Below are 2,699 nucleotides of genomic sequence, written 5' to 3' on the forward strand. Positions count from 1 at the left end.
CCCCGGCGCTGCCGTACGGGCCGGTCGCGGGGTCGGCGGGGCGGATCGAGCACGTCGAGGCGCCGGGCGGGATCCTCGACCGCCACCTCATCGCCCGGCTCACCGGCGGCGACGTCGCCGAGCTCATCGTGACCCCGTGGCGCGGGGTGCTGGCCGTCCGCGAGTAGGCTGCGGGCTGTCCCACGGCGAGGAACCCGGTGCAAGTCCGGGGCGGTTCCGCCACTGTGAGGCCCGTCGAGCAGGTGGGCCGAGCCAGATACTCACCGGGGATCAGCGCGCTCCCACCGCGTCGCTGCGACTTCTCACACCGGGGCGAGAACCCCGAGGAGGACCCCATGAGTGCTGCCCTGAGGCCGCCGCGTCGCTACGACTACGTCGACGACGGGCCCGCCATCTACGTCGACTCCTTCGCGACCATCCGCGGCGAGACCGACCTGTCCCGCGTTCCGGCCGACGCCGAGCGACTCGCCGTGCGGATGGTGCACGGCACCGGCCAGACCGACCTGACCCGTGACCTACAGGTGCACCCCGGGCTCGTGTCCGCAGCCCGGGGCGCCCTGGACGTCGGCGCGCCGATCTTGTGCGACGCCCACATGGTCGCCTCGGGGATCACCCGGGCCCGGCTCCCCCGCGACAACGACGTGGTGTGCACCCTGTCCGATCCCGGCGTTCGCGACCTGGCCGCGCGAATGGGCACGACCCGATCCGCTGCGGCGCTGGCGTTGTGGGGCGACCGCCTCGACGGCGCGGTGGTGGCGATCGGCAATGCCCCCACCGCCCTGTTCTACCTGCTGGAAATGATCCTCGACGGTGCTCCCCGACCCGCCGCGATCGTCGGCTGTCCGGTCGGCTTCATCGGCGCCGCGGAGTCCAAGGCCGCGCTCGCCGTGTTCGCGGACGATCACGGCATCGACATCCCCTTCGTCACCGTCCACGGCCGGCGCGGCGGGTCCGCGATGACCGCCTCGGCCCTCAACGCCCTGGCCCAGGAGGCGGAGTGACCGGCCGGCTGTACGGCGTCGGCGTGGGACCGGGCGATCCCGAGTTGCTCACCCTCAAGGCAGCCCGTCTCGTCGGCGCCGCCGACGTCGTGGCTTTTCACGCCGGCCGCGGCAAGGAGTCCAACGCCCGACGGATCGCCGCCGATCTCATCCCTTCTGGCGCGATCCAGGAGCGACTGGAATACCCCGTGACCACGGGTGTCACCGACCACCCGGGCGGGTACGCGGGCGCGATCGCGGACTTCTACGAGCGCAGCGCGCAGCGACTGGCCGAGCACCTGTCCGCCGGCCGGGACGTGGTCCTACTCTCGGAGGGAGACCCGCTGTTCTACGGCTCCTTCATGTACATGCACGACAAGCTCGCCCCTCGATTCGAGACCGAAATCGTGCCGGGCATCCCGGCCTTCGCCGCCGCCACCGCCGCAGCCGCCACTCCCCTGGTCCGGCAGACCGACGTCCTTACCGTCCTGCCCGGCACCCTGCCCGAGCCCGAGCTCGCCCGACGACTTGCAGACACCGACGGCGCGATCATCATGAAGCTCGGCCGCAACTTCCCCGCCGTCCGGCGGGCCCTCGAGGCGGCCGGTCGGCTCGACGGCGCGGTCTATGTGGAGCGGGCGTCAACCGACGCGGAGGCACATCACCCGGTCAGCGAGGTCGACCCGGACTCCGTGCCGTACTTCTCGCTCATCGTCGTCCCCGGCGACTCTCAGCACTCCGACCCCACCGGCCGCCGGCCCGCACAGCTCTCTGCGCCCGGGGAGCCCTCCCCGGGTCGTACCGCCGGCTCGGCCGACTCCACGGACGGGCAGGCCCCGCTATCGCGCGGCGTCGTGCACGTCGTCGGCCTGGGCCCGGGGCCGCAGGACTGGCTCACCCCGGAGGCCACGCGGATCCTGTCCGAGGTCGACCACGTGGTGGGGTACGCCCCGTACGTCGACCGCGTCCCGCAGCGGGCGGGCTTGCGCAGACACTGCTCCGGCAACACCGTCGAGGTCGACCGGGCGGCACTCGCCCTGGAGTTGGCCGGCGCGGGCGAGCAAGTGGCCGTGGTCTCCGGCGGCGACGCGGGCGTGTTCGGCATGGCCTCGGCGGTCTTCGAGGCCGCGGAGGATCCGCGCTTCACCGGCATCGACGTCCACGTCGCTCCCGGGGTCTCCGCGGTACAGGCGGTGGCCGCGCGGGCGGGCGCTCCCATCGGTGCGGACTTTGCCGTGGTGAGCCTGTCGGACCGGCTCAAGCCGTGGGACGTGATCGACCAGCGGCTGGACGCGATCGCCGCCGCGGATCTGGTCCTGGCGGTCTACAACCCCGCCTCCCGCTCGCGCACCCACCAGGTCTCCGACGCCCGCGAGGTGATCCTGCGTCACCGTTGCCCGACCACGCCAGTGGTCGTGGGCCGTGATGTTGGGCGAACCGAGGAATCCCTCACCGTGACGACTCTCGCCGACCTCGACTGCGACTCCGTCGACATGAAGTGCCTGCTCATCGTGGGCGCCTCTGGGACCCGGGTCACGGAGTCGGGACGCGTGTGGAGTCCGAGGTTTGTGACGTCGTGAACTCTGATCACTCGGGCATCGGCTAGACCCGAAGCCAGTATTGGCTCGCCAAAGCTCGGAAGTCATGGAGGCCTCCCGCGATCTGAGGCCGGTTTGGGCCGACTACTTGGGAGGGCGACATGACCGACATCTACTACGC

At 71.9% G+C, this 2,699-nt stretch carries 2 protein-coding genes and 1 riboswitch; both genes read left to right on the plus strand.

Annotated features, from left to right (window positions below; translation table 11 throughout):
- The first annotated feature begins 187 nt into the window (after positions 1-187).
- A riboswitch (cobalamin riboswitch) is annotated at positions 188-262 on the plus strand.
- A gap of 73 nt (positions 263-335) precedes the next feature.
- Positions 336-1,001, plus strand: coding sequence for a precorrin-8X methylmutase (locus tag G6024_RS07475; protein WP_159148391.1), 666 nt, complete (start codon positions 336-338; stop codon positions 999-1,001).
- Positions 998-2,560 carry a precorrin-2 C(20)-methyltransferase gene (locus G6024_RS07480; protein ID WP_159148392.1) on the plus strand — a complete coding sequence of 521 codons (1,563 nt, stop codon included), beginning with the start codon at positions 998-1,000 and terminating at the stop codon, positions 2,558-2,560. The genes G6024_RS07475 and G6024_RS07480 overlap by 4 nt, the downstream gene beginning before the upstream one ends.
- The last annotated feature ends 139 nt before the right edge of the window (positions 2,561-2,699 follow it).

Source organism: Dietzia maris, from assembly GCF_014144855.1.
Taxonomy (GTDB): Bacteria; Actinomycetota; Actinomycetes; order Mycobacteriales; family Mycobacteriaceae; genus Dietzia; species Dietzia kunjamensis.